Below are 17790 nucleotides of genomic sequence, written 5' to 3' on the forward strand. Positions count from 1 at the left end.
TAGATGAAGATTGCAATAAGAGCTGATGGTGGATGTAATATAGGAATGGGGCATATAATGAGAACATTAGTATTAGCTAAGGAGCTATCTAAAACTAATGAGGTTTTTTATATATGCAGGACAGATAGACCATTAAGTGAAAAATATAAAAAAGGCATTGATAAAATTAAAGATGAAGGATTTACTGTTAAGACTATAAGAGAGGATTCTGTGCTTCTTGATATAAGTGCTATTAAAGTAGAATTATTGATTACAGACAGCTATGATGTTGATAGCATATATTTTGATGATACTAAGTCGATTTTTCCCAAAACTGCCTATATTGATGACATGAATTTTTGTAATTATAATGTGGATTTTTTAATAAATCAGAATATAAATGCATGTGATTTAAACTATAGTATAGATAAAAAAACTAAATTACTTTTAGGTTCTAAATACGTAATGCTTAGAGAAGAATTTAGGAATGCGCCTGAAAAATTTATAAAAGAAAAACCACAGGACATTATGATAACTGTAGGAGGTGCTGACCCCTATCATGTCACAGAGCAAATTCTAGACTATGTAAAGCATATGAGTTATAATTTTCATGTTATTGTAGGTCCTTCTTTCAGCAATAATAATTTTAAAATATATAAATCTGAAAATACATATTTTTATTGTAATGCAAATATGTATGATATCATGAAAAAATGTGATGTAGCAATTTCGGCGTGTGGCAGTACTTTATATGAATTAGCCGCCTGCTCTGTTCCTGCTCTAGGAATTATAATTGCTGATAATCAGCAGGGAATAGCTCACAAAATGAGTGATTTAGGTGCTATAAAATGCGTTGGCTGGTATAATAAATTATCAAAAGATACATTTCTAAAAGACTTTAATAATTTGTGCAATAGTTATATTTTAAGAAAAGAAATATCAAACAAAGCTAAAAAAATAGTAGACGGCAAAGGTGTGTATAGGATAGTTCAAGAATTAACTAAAAAGGAGTGATGATATGAATATATTAGTTACTGGAGGGGCTGGCTTTATTGGCCGCTGGGTAGTAAAAAGATTATTAGAGGAAGGACATAATGTAGTAGCGTTTGATAACTTATCAAACGGCAGTCTTGAAAATATAGAAGAATTTAAAAAAATGAACTTTAAATTTATTAAAGGTGATATAAAGAACGAAAATGACTTAGATAAAGTTTTTCAAGAAAAGTATGATATTATTTATCATTTAGGTGCATCCATAAATGTTCAAGACAGTATAGATGATCCAAGGACTACTTTTTTAAATGATACAGTTGGGACCTTCAATATTCTTGAAAGAGCAAAAGTTCAAATGTTCGGCAAAAACGGAAAGATGGATGGTGATGGATGGAAATTAGACTCTTCAGAAGAAATGCATCCATGCAAGGTAGTTTTTATGAGTACCTGTATGGTATATGATTTGGCTGGAAATGAAGGAATTAGTGAATCTCATCCTACAAAGCCGGTATCTCCTTATGGCGGAAGTAAAATTGCTGCTGAAAATATGGTTCTATCTTATTATAATGCATATAAACTCCCTACTGTTGTAATAAGGCCATTTAATACCTATGGTCCCTTTCAAAAAACAGGCGGTGAAGGTGGAGTAGTTGCAATATTTATAAATAATTCTTTAAATGGCAAAGACATAAACATATATGGATCAGGTATGCAGACGAGAGATTTACTTTATGTTAAAGACTGTTCCAGATTTGTAGTTATGGCAGGATACTTAGATAATGTAAATGGTGAAATTGTAAACGCAGGTACTGCTTTTGACGTTACTATAAATGATCTGGCAAAAATTATTTCTAGGGATAGAGTCAGCGTTAATCATGTAAAGCATATACATCCACAAAGTGAAATAATGAAGCTTAAGTGTAATTATTCAAAAGCAAAGGAGCTTATGGGATGGTGCCCTGAATATACATTGGAGCAAGGAATAAGAGAAACGGAAGAGTGGATAAAGCAGACTAAGATGATAAAATAAGTATATTAATAAAATGATAAAATAGTTTTAAAAGACTTAGTGGATTCTAGGTCTTTTTTTTGTACTTTAGTAATATTTTAGTTCATGATTACATTAAATTGGATAGAGACGTAGTGTGTACCGTAGTAATAAATAACCTAAAAAACATTGAAGAGTTTATGAAAGTAGTAAGTGAAGATGTTCAGGGATTATGAAAAAGTGCCTTGAGGATTATTAATAAATTACCCTAAAGTTTATGTTAAATTATTCGATAATATAATATATAAAAACGTGGTGGAGATGATAAAATGAGATTGTATCACAACTTAGCCTCATTAAATATATATAGAGAGCAGAATAAAGTTTTGTCCAAACAAAGCCAAGCCTTGGGAAGAATATCCTCAGGTTATAAGGCAAATAGTGCAAAAGAAAACCCAAACGCCTTAGCTCAAAGTGAAAGGTTTAGGATGCAGATTAGAGGAGTTCAAATGGCTGCTAGAAATGTACAAGATGGGGTAAGCATGCTTCAAACCACTGAGGGTGGACTGGATAGTATGACTGGATTGCTTCAAAGGGTTAGGGAACTACTAGTTCAGGGTGGAAATGGAACGAATAATATTGAAGATAAGGCTAATGTTCAAAAGGAAATATCACAGTTAATGCAGGAAGTAGATAGAACTGCTAGAAGTACAGAATATAATGGCGTTAAGTTACTATATAATGATGACGTAACTGATAACGCGAAACCTGGCAGTATATTTATGACTTCTGGTGCTAACGAAGGAGAAAAGATTGAAATACCTTACTTTAATCTAGCTATCAATAGTGGATCGGCTAAAATGTCTGATGGTACCGTGAGAGATTTTAGTAAGCTAGATATATCAGCTGGAACCAGCATAGATGATGCCATAGGAATGGTTGATTCAGCTATAAATACAGTGATATCTGTTAGAAGCCAGTACGGAGTATTAGAAAATAGGTTTGAAAGTAGCTATGCAAGTCTTAATGAAATTGGAGATAAAATTGAAGGAGCAGATAGCAAAATAAGGGATGCAGATATAGCTGAAGAGATGATGGAATATACTAAGGATAATATATTGGTAGAAGCGGGCAATGCTATGCTTGTACAATCAAATAAATTACCTCAAGATGTACTTAGAGTTTTAGAGAATATGAGAAGATAATTTTTGAATAATATATAAATAAGTATAATAGTAGAACTCAAAAAAGACTTTAGCAGTAGCTAGGTCTTTTTTTATGTAACAAATTAACTGTATTTTCTCAATAGTTTTATTAATTGTTGTCTTGTACTGTAAAATCATGCACACTTATTTAAAATATTTTGATTGTCAAAATTCGACGGTAATATTTAGCAAAATGGGCTCGTTGTCTGAATTTCCTGGGATGAATAACTAAATTTAATATCAAATTGAGTAGAATTTACATGACAGAATAAAAAAATCTAGTGTACAAAATGAAAAATTTAATGTAAAATAAAATTAAATTAAATACCTAGATTTGTGAGTAATGTTTGGAAGTTTTATGTAAAAGATTTGGAGGAAAGTGAATGGATATAAGTAAATTGTCGAAAAGCGAACAAACATATAATTTACTGAAAAAGGGGTTAGATGCCTCAGCCTTGAGAAGTAAAGTTAGCGCAAATAACATAGCTAATATAAATACTAAAGGATATAAGAGATTTAATGTTTCTTTTGAAGAATATTTACAAGATAGCACTGAGAACCTCAATTTAAAAACTACTAATAATAAGCATATTCCAGGTGAATCAGATGAATACGGAACCATAAAGGTTCAGCAGGATACTTCAACAAGCATGAGAGCAGATGGTAACAATGTAGATATAGATAATGAGATGACAAATCAAGCTGCAAATGCAATGATGTACAATGCATTAATATCTCAGGTTAATTCTAGACTTAGCATGGAGAGATATGTAATTAGCGAAGGAAGGAGATAATTAAATGATAAGTGCTTTTAATTCAATGAGAATAAGCGCCAGTGGTTTATCAGCAGAGAGATTGAGACTTGATACTATTGCTTCTAATATAGCAAATGTAACTACTACAAGGGGAGAAAATGGACAACCTTATAGAAGAAAAGTTGCTGTTTTTCAAGAAAACCTGGATAATGAATTAAATAAACAGACAGGAAAGTATGAAGAAAAACTTCTTGGAGTTAAAGCAGTTGGAGTTGAAGAGGACAAGTCTCCTTTAAGAAAAGTATATGATCCTACGCATCCTGATGCTGATGCTGATGGGTATGTTAATATGCCAAATGTAAATATATTAAATGAGATGGCAGATATGATTGCTGCAACTAGATCTTATGAAGCAAATGTAAATGCAATGAGTGCAGAAAAAGGTATGTTTATGAAAGCTTTAGAAATTGGTAGATAATAGATAAACGTCTTTAAAGGGCTTTTACGGATAGACTGCCGCTTCGAAACGGAATGGTAGGCTATCCAGTGTTTCGACTGAAAGGGGAAAAAATTATGAAGATTAATCAGTTTGTACCAGATAGTAAGATATTTGATAGTTTTAATATTAAAGATAATAAAACTGAAAAGTCAGATAGTTCAAGTGGGAATTTCTTGGATATTTTAAAAGAAAAATTAGATGCAGTTAATGATAAACAAATTGCTGCAGAAAACACTACAGAATCATTTATTAAAGGAGAAGAAACAGATATTCATAAGGTAATGCTGGATACTGAAGAGGCAAAGATGTCTCTAGAACTAGCAGTTCAAGTTAGAAATAAAATAGTAGAGGCATATCAGGAACTAAACAGAATGCAGTTATAGTAAGGAGTGCAGATAATGGGTAAGCTATCGGAGTTATTTAACAGTTTAAAAGAAAAATGGCTAGGTATAAGTAAAGGCAAAAAGATAGCTTCAATAGTTACATTAGTAGGGGTTATAACAGCTTTGATATATTTAACTGTATCTTTAAATTCCGTTAAGTATTCAGTATTATTTTCAGATTTAGATGCAAAAGATTCCAAAACAATAGTGGATAAGCTTAAAGAGCAGAAGGTAACCAATGTTAAAATACAAGGAAATTCAATTTTAGTTCCTTCCGATCAGGTTGACAGTTTAAGGTTAACCTTAGCTCCAGATATTTCTGATGGAAGCAGTGGATGGGAATTATTTGATAATACTAGTCAATTTGGTATAACAGATGCTGAAATGCAAGTTAAATATCAGAGAGCTCTACAAGGTGAACTAGAGAAGACTATTAAAAGTTTTCCACAAGTGGATAAAGCTAAGGTGGCATTAGTAATGCCTGAGGATAGCGTTTTTGTAAAGGATTCAACACCGGCCTCAGCCTCAGTAACACTTTTATTGAAATCAGGTCAAAAGTTAAATGAAGAACAGGTAAAATCTATTGTAGCTTTAGTATCCGGAAGTGTTAAAAATCTTCCTAAGGAAAATGTTCAAGTAATAGATAACAATATGACTTTACTCACAAAGGACTTATATAATAATGATAATATCGCTACTTCAAACACAGCAAATGAAAAACAACAGCAGATGAAAAAGGAATACGAGAAATATTTAGAAGATAAAGCTATGGCCGTGTTAGGCAAGGCTTATAAAGATAAAGTCGGAATAAAAATAAATGCAGATTTGAATTTTGATGCTAATAAAACTGTAAGTACAACTTATGATCCTAAAGGTACAGTAGTCAGTGAGCAAAAGAAGTATGATGCTAATCCAAATGGAACTAGTACTCAGACTTCTCAAAGTCCTGTTGATAATAATATGGTTAATGGGTCAGCCTCTACTACTACAAATGCAAATGGAACCATAGTTCACAGTGAAGAAATAAATAACTATCAAGTAGGATCTACACAGCAGGAAACTATTAAGGCTCCAGGGGATGTTAAAAGATTAACAGCTTCTGTTATTGTAGATGGAAATCTAGATGAAGCCACAAGAAGCTCAATTAAGAATTTAGTTTCTGCAGCAGTAGGCATTAATGATACTAGAGGTGACGTAGTTAGTGTTGAAGGACTAGCCTTCGATACAACAGCTCAGAATCAGCAGAAAAAAGATTTGCAAGCTTTACAGCAAGAGCAGGATAAGGAAAATAGAATGAAGATTTACACATACGCTGGGATTGGAGCTGGAATTTTACTGTTGGTAATTATAGCTGCAATAGCGTTAAGAAAGAAGAACAAAAAGGAAGCTCCAGAAGGAGAATTTGAAGATTTTGTTTCAGCTAAAGGTATAGATGTAGTTATTGGGGATGAAGAAAAGAAGGAAAAAATAGAATTTGAGCCTATAGATTTTGATAATGAAGCAATGGATGAAAAGAAGCATATTGAAAAGGAAATTAAGAAATATGCATCTGAAAAGCCAGAGCAAGTCGTAGATATCATCAAATCTTGGTTGGCAGAAGATGAGAGGTGATAGATAATGCCCAGAGAAGCAACTAAATTGACTGGGGTACAAAAGGCAGCTATTCTGTTCATAACTTTGGGTCCTGATGCAGCTGCAGCTATCATCAAGAAATTGCCTGAGTCAGAAATACAAAAAATAACCTATGAAATTGCTAATATATCACAAGTAAAATCAGAACAAAAGCAAGAGATATTGAATGAATTTATAGAAATAAACAAAGCAAGGGATTATATTCTTGAAGGTGGTCTAGATTATGCTAGAGATCTTTTGAGTAAGGCACTAGGACTTCAAAGAGCAAAAGATATTCTTGATATGGTGACTGAAGCTACTCAGCAGTATAGACCATTTGGAATAGCTAGAAAAGCTGATGCACATCAGCTTTTGAATATAATAACCAATGAGCATCCACAAACCATAGCACTTGTGCTTTGTTATCTTCAAACAGATAAGTCAGGTCAAATTTTATCAGCTTTACCAGATGATGTTCAAGCAGAGGTTGCTTATAGAATTGCAAATATGAGCAATATTTCACCTCAGGTTATTAAAGAAATTGAGAAGGTATTAGACAATAAGCTATCATCAGTAGTTAAGTCTGATATGAAGGTTATTGGTGGAGTAGATACTCTTGTAGATATACTGAACCAAGTAGATAGAACTACAGAAAAGAATATTACAGAGAGTCTAGAAAAGGAAAATGCAGAACTAGCAGAAAAAGTAAAACAATCTATGTTTGTATTCGAGGACATAATTACATTAGACGATGTTTCAATACAAAGAGTTTTAAGAGAAGTAGAAACAAAGGAATTGGCTCTGGCACTAAAGGGATGCTCAGAGGAAGTTGCCAATGCTATTTTTAGAAATCAATCTAAGAGAGCAGCAGCATCACTAAAGGAAGATATGGAATTCTTAGGTCCAGTAAGACTTATGGATGTTGAAAAATCTCAGCAAAAGATTGTTAGTATCATAAGAAGATTAGATGAAGCAGGAGAAATTGTAATTTCCAGAGGTGGAGAAGATGCAATCATCGTATAGAGTTATAAAAAATAACCACGTTCAAAGCTTAGGAAATAAAGAAATAAGCACAGAGTTTATAAAGGTTCAAGATAAAGAGGAAATAGAAGAAAATATAAAAAATAACTTTGAAAGCTATGAAACACTTGTTAACACAATGATGGAGAATGCAAGGAGAAAAAGTGATAAAATTCTTTCAAGTGCATATCAGGAAGCACAATTTGTGGAAAGTGACTCTAGGCTAAAAGCTGAACAAATAATGCAGGAGGCTTATAGCAAGGGTTACGAGGAAGGCAAAGCAAAAGGCTATGAAGAGGCCTACAATGATAACTTTCCGAAAGTTCAACAGCAGTGTCAGAGTATAAAACAGCAGGCCGAAGACATACTATTTGAAGCAAAAAAAACTTATGAACTTTATTTAGAGCAAAAGAAGCATGAAATTAAGGATTTTATTTTAGAAACGGTTGAAACCATCTTGAAGCAATCTATACAAAATGAGGATTCACTAGAAAAAATGATATATAGTGCACTTGAAGATACTAAAAATGCTAAGTGTTTTATTATCAAATGTCACAGCATGTATGTAGAAAATCTGAATAGTAAAAAGGACATTTGGAGAGAACAACTTGCTTTTAAAGGAGATATATTTGTGCTAAAAGATGATTCATTAGAACCAGGCTCTGCTGTAATTGACAAAGGTACAGGGAAAGTAGTAGTAAGTATTGAATATGCATTGGATAAATTAAAGGAGCTCCTTGAAGGGAATGAATAATAGTGATTGATATAGATTTCGGACAATTGAGAACTAAAATTTCTGAGAGCAATTTTAATTATGTAGAAGGAATAGTTAAGAAAGTTATTGGGCTTACTGTGGAAGTGGAAGGTATAAGGGCTTTTGTAGGAGAGGTATGCATTATATATAATGATAGAAATCATCCTATTTCCTGTGAGGTTGTTGGTTTTAAAGAAGATAATGTAATATTGATGCCGCTAGGAGAGCTTATAGGAATTGCTCCAGGGTGTAGAGTGGTACCACAAGGAAAACCCATGAGTATTCAATGTTCTGAACAGCTTTTTGGAAAGGTTTTAGATGGCCTTGGAAATCCAATGAGTGGCGAGGAGCTAAGAGGGGGAATACCTTACTCACTTGATACTCAGCCACCTGATCCGCTTAAGAGAAGGAGAATAAAAGAAATTTTACCTACTGGGGTTAAAGCTATAGATGGTTTTTTAACTTGTGGAGAAGGACAGAGAATAGGTATATTTGCTGGTAGTGGTGTTGGAAAAAGTACTACCCTGGGTATGATTGCAAGATATGCTGAAGCAGATGTTAATGTTATTGCTCTTATTGGTGAAAGAGGAAGAGAAGTTTTGGATTTTATAGAAAAAGACCTTGGGGAAGAAGGTATGAAAAAATCCATTGTAGTGTGTGCAACTTCAGATAAGCCAGCATTAGTAAGACTAAAAGGTGCCTTTACTGCTACAGCAATTGCTGAGTACTTTAGAGATCAAGGTAAAAAAGTGATACTAATGATGGATTCAGTCACAAGATTCGCAATGGCACAAAGAGAAGTTGGACTAGCTACCGGCGAGCCACCAGCTACAAAAGGATATACACCATCAGTATTTGCTATGCTGCCAAGACTTATGGAGAGGGCAGGAATGTCTAGTAAAGGATCCATAACTGCATTTTATACTGTACTTGTTGATGGTGATGATTTTAATGAGCCAATTGCTGATGCTGTTAGAGGTATTCTAGATGGACATATAGTGCTTTCCAGAGCATTGGCTGCAAAAAACCATTTCCCTGCAATAGACATTTTAAGTAGTATCAGTAGACTTATGTCAGAGGTTGCCACCGAGGAGCATAAACAGGTAGCTTCCTTTGCCAGGGATTTATTAGCCACTTATAAGGACTCAGAGGATTTGATTAACATAGGTGCTTATATTAAAGGAAGCAATAAAAAAGTTGATATGGCAATAGCTTATAACGATGAAATAGAAAAGTTCCTAAAGCAAGGAATGGAAGAACATGTCAGTTTTAATGAAGGCATTGAATCGTTAAAAAGTATTTTTATGAGTTAGGAAGTGATGTTCCTTGGAAGGGTATAAATTTAGATTACAAAAATTATTAGATATCAGGCTTGATAAAGAAGAAGAAAGCAAAAGAAATTTTAAGGAAGCACAAAGGAATAAAACTCTAACTGAACAAAAACTCTTAGATTTAAAGGAAAAACAAAATAAGTACACTTTAGGCAGTTCAAAAGAAACTATAGTAGAACAAAAAATAAGAAGGGCCTTTTTAGATTCAGTGATAAGGTCTATAGATGAAGTTTCCATAGATTTGAATAAAAAAAATCAAATACTTGAGGAAAAAAGAGTAGAGTTAAAGCAAAAACAGATTGAACGTAAAACAGTTGAAACATTAAAGGACAAGCAACTTAAGGCTTTTATTAAGGAGCAACAGCTCATTGAACAAAAGACTAATGATGAATTTGCCCTTTATGGTTTTATAAGAAATCATGAAGGGAGGTGATTATGTGAATGAGATAAGCTTTCAAAATAATATTACAAAAGTTTCAGGTGCTAAAGATGGTATACAGTCAAAAGATACTAAAAATGAAGGATCAAGTTTTAAAGGTATTTTAGATAAGGTTTCTTCTAGCACAGACTCGAAAGTAAAAAAGAACTTAGAAGGTCCTAAAAACACAATTGATGAAAGAAAAGCTGAATGTACGAATAATAATGGTACAAAAGTTGTCTATGATAATAAAGATAAGGCAACAAATAGTGATGAAAATGAAGCTATAAATGACAATAGAAATTTTATAAAATTATCCAGCAAAGAACTAGCTAAGCTTAAAGAAATCCTTGCCAAATTACAGGTTTCTTCTGATAGTCAAATTAGCATAGATGATAAGTCTGAACTTAATTTAGACCGAGTTATGCAGATTATTAAGGGAAATTTATATAAGTTAAATGATGTACTAAAAAATAAAAATTTATCTATGGCAATTGGAGATAATGTAGATTTGATTAATGAACTAAATGAAATGAAAAATCAAATTGAAAATCTAATAAGTGCTATTGATACAGCTACTGCTTTAGGTGATCAGTCAAGTAAAGAAGCAAAGGATATTTTAAATGCTGATTTGTCAGAACATTCAACTAATGCAGAAAAGAATGAAACTAATGATCCAAGTATAAAGGCTTCAGATACTGTACTAGCTCTTTGTGGCATGGCTTCAATTCTTTCAGAAATTGCTGCGTTAAAAGCAGAAAATAGTACAGAAGAATCAGTGAAAGAAATACAAGCATTAAATAAAGATATAACTACAATAGAAGAACTTATAAAAAGCAGTAACCAAATTGGCCCTGAAAATCAAAAGGATTATGAAGAGCTTGGAGCTGCTGCTAGTAAAGTAATATCAAATTCAAAATTAGGCGTTAAGATTGACCAATTTAGTATTTCCACATTACCTAATGCAAAGGAAGCTACTGATGAAATCGTAAATCTTATGTCTAGCAGTAAAGATGATATGAAAGTAGATTCTGATCTTGAAAAGCTAATTAATAAATTTATTGGACAAGCAGATAAATTGGAACAAAAGTTAGCTTTTACAAAAGATGCGAATATGAGTGTAGAACACAATACTATTGTAGACACAAAAGGCAAAATAAACTTTATTGTAAAAAAGAAGCTTTTAGATAGAGACTTTAAGATTGATGTTGAGAATACAAAAGTCATTCCTAGTAAGGGCAAGGCAGGTACATTAAGCAATGATGCAATTGAAAATTCAAAGCAAACTTCTAATGATGTAGAAAAAGCAAATAGAAGTTTAAATACTGAAGAGGACAAACTTCTCTTAAAACTTTCATCAGATGATACTAATTCAAGTAAGGATGATTTGAGTAATAAAATTGCTAGGGTTACTAATTTAGCTACTAGCCTTCAGACAGAAAAGAATTTATCTGTTGAAAACAGTGAAAAATTGCCGGTAGTTAACAGGCAGACATTTAATGAGGACTTAGTTAAATCATTAAAGTATATGGAATTAAATGATGTTAAGGAATTAACTGTAAAAGTTGTACCTAAAGAATTAGGAGAACTGTTCATAAAGATAACTCGAGAAGGCGAAGTTGTCAAAGCTCAAATTACTGCTACCAATAGGGATGCCTATAATGCACTGAACTCAAATTTAACTGAGATTACTAATAAGCTCAGTGAGCAAAACATTAAAATTCATAGCTTCAATGTAGAGATTTATAATGGTGACAGCAGTTTCTTAAATCAAGGCTCAAAAAACGAAAATGGCAATTCAAAGGGTAGAAGAAAAAATAGTGTTGGTAATTTAGAAGTTGAAGAAGTAGGTAATCCAGAAGAAATTACTTATGACTTGAATAATTTAAATGCTTTAGCATAAGGAGATGAAATAATGGGAGTAGAATCAGTAAATTCAAGTAATAACCAATCAATAACTGAAAGTGCTAAAATTACTGAAGGTGCAACAGTTAGAGGTACTAAAATCAATAAAGCAGGAGAGGATATGGATAAGAATGCTTTCCTAAAAATTTTAGCCGCAGAACTATCCAATCAAGATCCTGAAAACACAAAGGATTCTACACAATATGTAGCTCAAATGGCACAATTTACATCAATTGAACAAATGTCAAATTTGAATAATAATCTTAGCTTTACTGGTGCAACTTCATTAATTGGAAAGGTTGTGCTTCTAAATCAGAAAGACTCTTATGGAAATCAGTTCGGAGGCTTAGTAAAGAGTGTTGTAAAAGATTCAGGAGTAGTAAAGGTTAATGTTGAGGTAGAAGAGAATGGTGAACCTGTTACTAAAGCATTTCCGCTGGATAATGTGATTACAGTTGAGTCGTAAAGCTAGGGAGTTCTTAGTAGGTGATTTTATATGGGATACAGAGTAATAAATGGAAAGTTATATGCCATAGGTAATTTCCCAGAACCAAACATATCACGAAATAATAATAGTAATAGCAATGTTAAATTTGAAGATATATTAAAAAATGAAATTGACAAAAAACAATCCTTTGTAATTTCTAATCATGCGGCTGAAAGACTAAATGATAGGAATATTACTTTAAATGAAAGTGATATGAATAAGATTAATGATGGGATTAACAAGGCTAATGAAAAAGGTGCTAAAGAATGTCTTATATTATATAAGGATTTGGCGCTAATTACAAATATTAAAAACAGAACTGTAATTACTGCTGTTGATAAAAGTAGTAGTAAGGACAATGTATTTACTAATATTGATAGTGTAGTATTACTTTAATGCAGCTGGGCCTTATAGGGGGCTGCGCCTTGTGGAATGATGGAAGCAAGGCTATAAGATAATAAATACAGTATTAATGAAGATAAATTAGATAGATAAATATAAAGATGGGGGTAATTTTTAAATGTTAAGATCATTATATTCAGGTATTAGCGGCATGAAAGCTAATCAAACAAAAATGGATGTAGTAGGTAATAATATAGCTAATGTTGGTACAACAGCATTTAAGAGTTCAAGAGCAAGATTTCAGGACATGCTTAGCCAAAGTGTAAGTGAAGCAACAGCTCCGTCAACTAATCAGGGTGGTATTAATGCCAGCCAAGTAGGGCTAGGAGTTCAAGTAGCAGGTATTGATACAATAACAAAGCAAGGAATGATGCAGCCAACAAGCAGAAATCTTGATATGGCAGTAGACGGTGACGGTTATTTCCTTGTTGGTAAGGGCGAATCCATATTCGATGATGGAATGATTCAAGTAAATCAATCAATTGGTGCACATAATATAGATTCTAATACTCTTGCAAAAGCAAATATGGATTTAATGTATACTAGAGATGGTTCATTTACTCTTGACAGTGATGGTAATTTATTAACTTCAGATGGATATAGAGTAATGGGATTTTCTCTTACAAATGATTCTACTTTGACAGCTGCAACAACACAAGCACCTAATGCAGTTAGGACTTCAGGACTAACCTTCCAATTTGGACCAGGTGCTGCTCTAAATGGTTATCATATAGAACTAGGAACAATTGGAGCAGGAACTACACCTTCAGCTTCAGTTGATAAAAATAATAAAAAAATAATATTAAATGGTGACTTTTCAGCAGCAGGAGCTTTGACAGCTGACCAGGCGCAAATAGCTATTAACAAAGCGCTATCTTATGCTGGAATAGCTCAAACACTAACAGTATCAGGAAATCCGAATGTTATTCCCAATATAGCTTCTAATGCTGTTTCAGGTGGAGCAGATGACAAAGCACCATCTGCAGTATCTTCAGCAGGTTTTACATTGGAATTTAGTGCTGGAACTGCATTAAATGGTTATACAATAGAACTTAGAACAGTTGCTGCTGGTACTTCTCCTTCAGCGCAGGTAGATACTGCTAATAAAAAAATATTAGTTGATGGAGATTTTGTAACACCAAATGCTATGACTGCTCTTTCATTTAAAAATGCAATTAATCAAGGACTTTCAAATGCAACTCCAGCTATTTCGCAAGTAGTTTCATCTGTAAGTGGGGCTTATTCAAATATAAGTGGATTAGCAGCAACTACTGATAGTACTGGTAAAATTCCACATGTGCCAGGACCTGCTTCAATGAACTTAGGTGGATTTGATTTGACTTTTGGAAATGGTGGACAATTAAATGGTTATACTATAAAACTTGGAACAGTTGCTGCTAGTACAACTACTTCTGCAAGTATTGATACTACTGGCAAAACATTAACAGTAAATGTTGATTTAACTACTACTCCACCAGATACTACTGCATTAGCAACTCAAATTAAGGCAAAGGTTAATGCAGCACTAGCTAGTAATAATATAACTCAACCACAATTAACGACTGTTGCAGCTACTACTCCAGGAACTGTAGTTCCTGGTAATAGCTCTATTACTGTAGATACTACAGGTAGTGATTTAGCTGCTCCAACTAGTGTAACGGTGGGGGGAATGAATTTTGCATTTAACAATGGAACAACTTTCAATGGTTATACAATAGAACTTGGTAAGATTTCTGTTGGCACAGCTTTAAATGCTACTGTAGATACTACTAATAAGAAAATCACAATTGATGGAGATTTCATTACTCCAAATGCATTTACAACTAGTGCCTTACAAACAGAAATAGATAATAAGGTTGGTGCTGCTACTTTTGCAGCTGGTACTGCATTTAAATCTGACGGTACAGCAGGTGCACCAAAAATTACAGTTACTGGGGCACCTAAAAATATAACAGGAATTTCATCCAGAAGCATTGATGGTGGTACAAATCTTGCACAACCTGCTGCTGTTTCTGCAGGCGGATTTAATTTTCAACCAGCTTATGGAGCTGCTTTAAATGATTATAAATTTATAATAGGAACTGTAGCAGCAGGTACTGAAGCTTCTGCATCAGTAGATACTGCAAAAAAGATTATTACAATAAATGGAGATTTTACAGTTGCTAATGGAGTTACTAATGGTCAAATACAAAATGCTATAAATACTGCACTAGAAGGTAAAGGTATTATGCAAGCAATTTCAGTTACAGGCATAAATACAGTTATTAGTGACTTTAAGTCAAACAATACCAATGGCGGGACACCTGTACAAAGTATGAAAGCTGATGGTACTGTAAGCTTTGTAGATGGTACTAAAATAGTAAATGCATATGATGAGAGCTTAAAATCCTTGAAAATACCAGATAAAATACACGATGATGCAGCAAATATAGATTTGAGAGTTAGAACTTTCTCAGTAGGCAAGGATGGAGTAGTTAGTGCAGTTCTTGAAGATGGAAGAGTTACAGCAATAGGACAATTAGCAATGGCTACCTTTAAGAATCCAGCAGGCTTAACTAAGCTTGGCAAGAATTTATATCATGGATCTGTTAACTCAGGTGACGCTACACTAAGAAGTGGAGCTGGAACTCTAGGGGAAGATAACAGTAAAGGATATGGTGATGTGCTTCAAGGTATGCTTGAAATGTCAAATGTTGACCTTGCAGAACAATTTACTGATATGATTGTTACAAGTAGGGCCTTCCAAGCAAGTTCAAAGGTTATTACTACAGGTGATGAAATTCTTCAGGATATATTAAATTTAAAGAGATAATACTATTAATAGTTAATTACTTTGACTGACGGGGTGCTTCTCCCCGTTAGTCAATATTTTTATAACATATGGGGAGGACTTTGATGATTAAGCTTACAGGAATGAATAATAAAGAATTTGTTATTAATGCTGAACATATCGAGAAGGTTGAAGAAATGCCAGATACTATTATTACATTGACTAATGGAAATAAATATATTGTTCTAGAGTCTGTAGATGAAGTCATCGATTTAGTCATAGAGTATAAAAATAAGATTTTTAATTTTGGTAGATAATATAACTTACAGTGAAAAGGAGACAGTTTTATGGGAGAGAAAAAAGAAAAGAAGGAAAAGACAAAGGGTACAGGAGATAAGCTTAAGTTAGTAATAATTATACTTTTAGTTTTGGTTATTGTAGGTGGAGGATCCTTTGCTGCATGGTTTATATTCTTTAATAAGAATACTGCAGCGGCAAATGCTACAAATACAGCTGCAAGTACTCAAAAAGTTGTTGTATCAAATGATCCTAATGTAACTGCTTATGAAGCTTCAGATTATAAGCTAGAATTAGATGAATTTCTTGTAAATCTTTCAGATGATGGAGGGAAAAAGTATCTTAAGGTTAAGATGATATTAGGGTATAACACAAAGGAAAAAAAGAAATTTCCTGCAGAGCTTGAAGAGAAAAAACCTATTTTAAGAGACACAATTATAGCAGCTTTAAGAAATAGAAAGTCTACTGATATAACTGCAAAAGGAATTGAAGATCTAAAGAAAGAGATTATAAACAGAGTTAATGTAAACTTGGAATACGGAAAAATCAATAATGTCTTTATCACAGATATTATAGTACAGTAGGATGATATAAATGGATAGTGAATTTTGGTTAATGCTCTTAAAAATCATACTAGCTTTACCTTTTATACTTGTTTTAATATACTTGTCTTTAAAATATGGTGGCAGCAAGCTTCAACATATTCAGAATGGAAGATATATTAAGATTTTAGAAAGAGTTACACTTTCTAAAGAAAACAGTTTACTTGTAGTGAGGATAGGTGAAAAGGGCTATGTGATTTCGTCTACAAATAATAATATTCAAGTATTGTCTGAGGTTAGTAGTGAAGAAATGACTAAAATTGAAGAAACAAAGATAATACCACAGTATTCAAGCCTAAAGGAGTTTTATGAAAAAGTTATTAGAAAAAAGGAAGATAACCATGAATAAAAAACGTGTCGCAATTTCATTGCTTGCTTTTTTAGTTTTGTTTTTTATAGGTACAAAGGTATATGCAGCACCAGAGACAATACCTATTCCGCGTATAAATATTTCTGTGGACAATGCTAATACGCCTACTGAGTATGTAGATAATATAAAGCTTCTTATAATGCTTACAATATTGACGTTGTTACCTTCAATAATAGTAATGATGACCAGCTTTATAAGAATTTCAGTAGTTTTCTCTTTTTTAAGAGGAGCACTAGGAACACAGCAAGCGCCACCTAATCAGGTTCTCGTTGGACTAGCAATATTTTTGACCATTTTTATAATGGCGCCTACTTTTAACAAAATTAATTCAACAGCAATAACACCTTATCTTAATAACACAATTACTCAGGCACAGGCTATTGAGGAAGGTGCTAAACCGCTTAGAGAATTTATGCTTAAGCAGACTAGACAAAAGGATTTAAAGCTTTTTGTGGAAGCTTCAAAATATAATGGAACAATTACAAAAGAAAATGTGCCATTATATATTGTTATACCTGCCTATGTTATAAGCGAGCTACAAACTGCTTTTAAAATAGGATTTTTGTTATATATACCATTTATAATTATGGATTTGGTCGTATCAAGTATTCTTTTATCAATGGGTATGATGATGCTTCCACCTGTAATGATTTCACTACCATTTAAATTGCTTTTGTTTGTAATGGTGGATGGATGGAATCTATTAGTGAAGTCACTTATTATGAGTTTTTCGTGAGGTGAGGCAGATGAGCGAAAATATGGTTATGTCCATTATAAAAGATGCAATTCAGACTGGGCTTTTAGTTGCAGCACCAATTCTTATTGTATCTTTAGCAGTTGGACTTATTATAAGTATTTTTCAGGCTACAACTCAGATCCAGGAGCAAACTTTAACTTTTGTACCTAAAATAATTGCTGCAGCAATTATTGGACTTATAGCAGGTCCATGGATGATGCATACAATTGTTAACTTTACTGAAAGAATTTTTGCTCTTATATCCAATATTGTTCATTAGGTGGG

Annotated in this window: 21 protein-coding genes and 1 pseudogene; all 22 read left to right on the forward strand. The window is 33.0% G+C overall.

Features of this window, described 5'->3' with window-relative positions; genetic code table 11:
• Nucleotides 1-3 precede the first annotated feature (3 nt).
• The 22 genes and pseudogenes from pseG (at nucleotide 4) to fliQ (ending at nucleotide 17785) form a co-directional block, all read left to right on the forward strand.
• Entirely contained in the window at nucleotides 4-993 is a 990-nt protein-coding gene (pseG, locus tag bsdE14_RS19395) for a UDP-2,4-diacetamido-2,4,6-trideoxy-beta-L-altropyranose hydrolase (RefSeq protein ID WP_264851645.1), read from the forward strand.
• Nucleotides 994-997: 4 nt separating this feature from the next.
• Complete coding sequence (locus tag bsdE14_RS19400) at nucleotides 998-2002, forward strand: dTDP-glucose 4,6-dehydratase (RefSeq protein ID WP_264851646.1); 1005 nt, start codon at nucleotides 998-1000, stop codon at nucleotides 2000-2002.
• Nucleotides 2003-2061: 59 nt separating this feature from the next.
• Nucleotides 2062-2196: a DUF86 domain-containing protein gene (locus bsdE14_RS19405; protein ID WP_264851647.1), complete on the forward strand. Its 135-nt coding sequence runs from the start codon at nucleotides 2062-2064 to the stop codon at nucleotides 2194-2196.
• A gap of 93 nt (nucleotides 2197-2289) precedes the next feature.
• A complete protein-coding gene (locus bsdE14_RS19410) occupies nucleotides 2290-3165 on the forward strand; it encodes a flagellin N-terminal helical domain-containing protein (protein ID WP_264851648.1) in 876 nt (291 codons plus the stop codon).
• A gap of 383 nt (nucleotides 3166-3548) precedes the next feature.
• Nucleotides 3549-3959, forward strand: a complete 411-nt coding sequence (gene flgB / locus bsdE14_RS19415) for a flagellar basal body rod protein FlgB (RefSeq protein ID WP_264851649.1) — start codon at nucleotides 3549-3551, stop codon at nucleotides 3957-3959.
• 4 nt (nucleotides 3960-3963) lie between these two features.
• Nucleotides 3964-4398 (forward strand): flagellar basal body rod protein FlgC, encoded by a 435-nt coding sequence (flgC, locus tag bsdE14_RS19420; protein ID WP_264851650.1) that lies wholly within the window; start codon nucleotides 3964-3966, stop codon nucleotides 4396-4398.
• Nucleotides 4399-4493: 95 nt separating this feature from the next.
• Complete coding sequence (gene fliE / locus bsdE14_RS19425; RefSeq protein ID WP_264851651.1) at nucleotides 4494-4802, forward strand: flagellar hook-basal body complex protein FliE; 309 nt, start codon at nucleotides 4494-4496, stop codon at nucleotides 4800-4802.
• A 15-nt stretch (nucleotides 4803-4817) separates the two neighbouring features.
• Nucleotides 4818-6413, forward strand: coding sequence for a flagellar basal-body MS-ring/collar protein FliF (fliF, locus tag bsdE14_RS19430; RefSeq protein WP_264851652.1), 1596 nt, complete (start codon nucleotides 4818-4820; stop codon nucleotides 6411-6413).
• Nucleotides 6414-6419: 6 nt separating this feature from the next.
• Complete coding sequence (fliG, locus tag bsdE14_RS19435; RefSeq protein ID WP_264851653.1) at nucleotides 6420-7436, forward strand: flagellar motor switch protein FliG; 1017 nt, start codon at nucleotides 6420-6422, stop codon at nucleotides 7434-7436.
• Nucleotides 7420-8187, forward strand: coding sequence for a FliH/SctL family protein (locus tag bsdE14_RS19440; RefSeq protein WP_264851654.1), 768 nt, complete (start codon nucleotides 7420-7422; stop codon nucleotides 8185-8187). Before fliG ends, bsdE14_RS19440 begins: the two co-directional genes overlap by 17 nt.
• On the forward strand, nucleotides 8184-9500 hold the full coding sequence (gene fliI / locus bsdE14_RS19445) for a flagellar protein export ATPase FliI (RefSeq protein ID WP_264852306.1): 1317 nt from the start codon (nucleotides 8184-8186) through the stop codon (nucleotides 9498-9500). The genes bsdE14_RS19440 and fliI overlap by 4 nt, the downstream gene beginning before the upstream one ends.
• A 13-nt stretch (nucleotides 9501-9513) precedes the next feature.
• Entirely contained in the window at nucleotides 9514-9951 is a 438-nt protein-coding gene (gene fliJ / locus bsdE14_RS19450; RefSeq protein ID WP_264851655.1) for a flagellar export protein FliJ, read from the forward strand.
• Between the two features lie 4 nt (nucleotides 9952-9955).
• Nucleotides 9956-11839, forward strand: a complete 1884-nt coding sequence (locus bsdE14_RS19455) for a flagellar hook-length control protein FliK (protein ID WP_264851656.1) — start codon at nucleotides 9956-9958, stop codon at nucleotides 11837-11839.
• Between the two features lie 12 nt (nucleotides 11840-11851).
• Nucleotides 11852-12307, forward strand: coding sequence for a flagellar hook assembly protein FlgD (locus bsdE14_RS19460; RefSeq protein ID WP_264851657.1), 456 nt, complete (start codon nucleotides 11852-11854; stop codon nucleotides 12305-12307).
• A gap of 30 nt (nucleotides 12308-12337) precedes the next feature.
• Nucleotides 12338-12724, forward strand: coding sequence for a TIGR02530 family flagellar biosynthesis protein (locus tag bsdE14_RS19465; protein ID WP_264851658.1), 387 nt, complete (start codon nucleotides 12338-12340; stop codon nucleotides 12722-12724).
• A gap of 124 nt (nucleotides 12725-12848) precedes the next feature.
• Nucleotides 12849-13574, forward strand: a pseudogene (locus tag bsdE14_RS22410) (flagellar hook-basal body complex protein); the annotation flags it as partial.
• Nucleotides 13575-13736: 162 nt separating this feature from the next.
• Nucleotides 13737-15542: a flagellar hook-basal body complex protein gene (locus tag bsdE14_RS19470; protein WP_435382615.1), complete on the forward strand. Its 1806-nt coding sequence runs from the start codon at nucleotides 13737-13739 to the stop codon at nucleotides 15540-15542.
• 83 nt (nucleotides 15543-15625) lie between these two features.
• On the forward strand, nucleotides 15626-15817 hold the full coding sequence (locus bsdE14_RS19475) for a flagellar FlbD family protein (RefSeq protein ID WP_264851660.1): 192 nt from the start codon (nucleotides 15626-15628) through the stop codon (nucleotides 15815-15817).
• A 30-nt stretch (nucleotides 15818-15847) separates the two neighbouring features.
• The gene (locus bsdE14_RS19480) at nucleotides 15848-16381 is read left to right on the forward strand and encodes a flagellar basal body-associated FliL family protein (protein ID WP_264851661.1); all 534 of its coding nucleotides are present in this window, start codon (nucleotides 15848-15850) and stop codon (nucleotides 16379-16381) included.
• A gap of 10 nt (nucleotides 16382-16391) precedes the next feature.
• Nucleotides 16392-16748, forward strand: a complete 357-nt coding sequence (gene fliO / locus bsdE14_RS19485) for a flagellar biosynthetic protein FliO (RefSeq protein ID WP_264851662.1) — start codon at nucleotides 16392-16394, stop codon at nucleotides 16746-16748.
• Nucleotides 16741-17505 carry a flagellar type III secretion system pore protein FliP gene (gene fliP / locus bsdE14_RS19490; RefSeq protein ID WP_264851663.1) on the forward strand — a complete coding sequence of 255 codons (765 nt, stop codon included), beginning with the start codon at nucleotides 16741-16743 and terminating at the stop codon, nucleotides 17503-17505. Before fliO ends, fliP begins: the two co-directional genes overlap by 8 nt.
• A 10-nt stretch (nucleotides 17506-17515) precedes the next feature.
• Nucleotides 17516-17785 (forward strand): flagellar biosynthesis protein FliQ, encoded by a 270-nt coding sequence (gene fliQ, locus bsdE14_RS19495; RefSeq protein WP_264851664.1) that lies wholly within the window; start codon nucleotides 17516-17518, stop codon nucleotides 17783-17785.
• Nucleotides 17786-17790: the final 5 nt, after the last annotated feature.

Origin of the sequence: Clostridium omnivorum (genome assembly GCF_026012015.1) — a bacterium.
GTDB lineage: Bacteria > Bacillota > Clostridia > Clostridiales > Clostridiaceae > Clostridium_AX > Clostridium_AX omnivorum.

Coding starts and splice junctions, on each gene's coding strand:
- pseG (WP_264851645.1), top strand. CDS start 4: ATGAAGATTGCAATAAGAGCTGATGGTGGATGTAATATAGGAATGGGG.
- bsdE14_RS19400 (WP_264851646.1), top strand. CDS start 998: ATGAATATATTAGTTACTGGAGGGGCTGGCTTTATTGGCCGCTGGGTA.
- bsdE14_RS19410 (WP_264851648.1), top strand. CDS start 2,290: ATGAGATTGTATCACAACTTAGCCTCATTAAATATATATAGAGAGCAG.
- flgB (WP_264851649.1), top strand. CDS start 3,549: ATGGATATAAGTAAATTGTCGAAAAGCGAACAAACATATAATTTACTG.
- flgC (WP_264851650.1), top strand. CDS start 3,964: ATGATAAGTGCTTTTAATTCAATGAGAATAAGCGCCAGTGGTTTATCA.
- fliE (WP_264851651.1), top strand. CDS start 4,494: ATGAAGATTAATCAGTTTGTACCAGATAGTAAGATATTTGATAGTTTT.
- fliF (WP_264851652.1), top strand. CDS start 4,818: ATGGGTAAGCTATCGGAGTTATTTAACAGTTTAAAAGAAAAATGGCTA.
- fliG (WP_264851653.1), top strand. CDS start 6,420: ATGCCCAGAGAAGCAACTAAATTGACTGGGGTACAAAAGGCAGCTATT.
- bsdE14_RS19440 (WP_264851654.1), top strand. CDS start 7,420: ATGCAATCATCGTATAGAGTTATAAAAAATAACCACGTTCAAAGCTTA.
- bsdE14_RS19460 (WP_264851657.1), top strand. CDS start 11,852: ATGGGAGTAGAATCAGTAAATTCAAGTAATAACCAATCAATAACTGAA.
- bsdE14_RS19465 (WP_264851658.1), top strand. CDS start 12,338: ATGGGATACAGAGTAATAAATGGAAAGTTATATGCCATAGGTAATTTC.
- bsdE14_RS19475 (WP_264851660.1), top strand. CDS start 15,626: ATGATTAAGCTTACAGGAATGAATAATAAAGAATTTGTTATTAATGCT.
- bsdE14_RS19480 (WP_264851661.1), top strand. CDS start 15,848: ATGGGAGAGAAAAAAGAAAAGAAGGAAAAGACAAAGGGTACAGGAGAT.
- fliO (WP_264851662.1), top strand. CDS start 16,392: ATGGATAGTGAATTTTGGTTAATGCTCTTAAAAATCATACTAGCTTTA.
- fliP (WP_264851663.1), top strand. CDS start 16,741: ATGAATAAAAAACGTGTCGCAATTTCATTGCTTGCTTTTTTAGTTTTG.
- fliQ (WP_264851664.1), top strand. CDS start 17,516: ATGAGCGAAAATATGGTTATGTCCATTATAAAAGATGCAATTCAGACT.